The sequence below is a fragment of the Variovorax sp. 10L421 genome, from assembly GCF_056395365.1.
In genome coordinates this window covers 1-452 of record NZ_JBFTJJ010000082.1, presented here as the reverse complement: position 1 = coordinate 452, position 452 = coordinate 1, and the positions used below count along the sequence as shown (strand labels likewise).

At 63.2% G+C, this 452-nt stretch carries 1 protein-coding gene; it reads right to left on the bottom strand.

Going from position 1 to position 452, the window contains the following annotated elements; all coding sequences use genetic code 11:
* The coding region (locus AC1DFC_RS29820; RefSeq protein ID WP_478180592.1) for a superoxide dismutase at positions 1–452 on the bottom strand (452 nt) is incomplete at both ends.

Sequence of the window (452 nt, the reverse complement as noted above, 5' to 3'; positions counted from 1 at the left end):
TCCCACACGTCCACCGTCAGCACCGGGGTGTCGCCGGTGGTCAGCGGCGTGCCCGCGGCGCCCATGTTCACGATGTCCAGCGAGCCGTCGGCCTTCTTCACCAGCCACGTCCAGCCCGAGCCGAARTTGCCCACGGCCGACTTCACGAAGGCTTCCTTGAACGCGTCGTAGCTGCCCCACTTGGCGTCGATGGCCTTGCCCAGGGCACCGGTCGGAGCGCCGCCGCCCTGGGGCTTCATGCAGTTCCAGAAGAAGGTGTGGTTCCAGATCTGTGCGGCGTTGTTGTAGATACCGCCGCTGGACTTCTTGACGATCTCCTCGAGCGTCATCGATTCGAACTCGGTGCCCTTCTGCAGGTTGTTGAGGTTCACCACGTAGGCGTTGTGGTGCTTGCCGTAGTGGTATTCGAGGGTTTCCTTCGAATACTCGGGCGCCAGTGCGTCGAGGGCGTA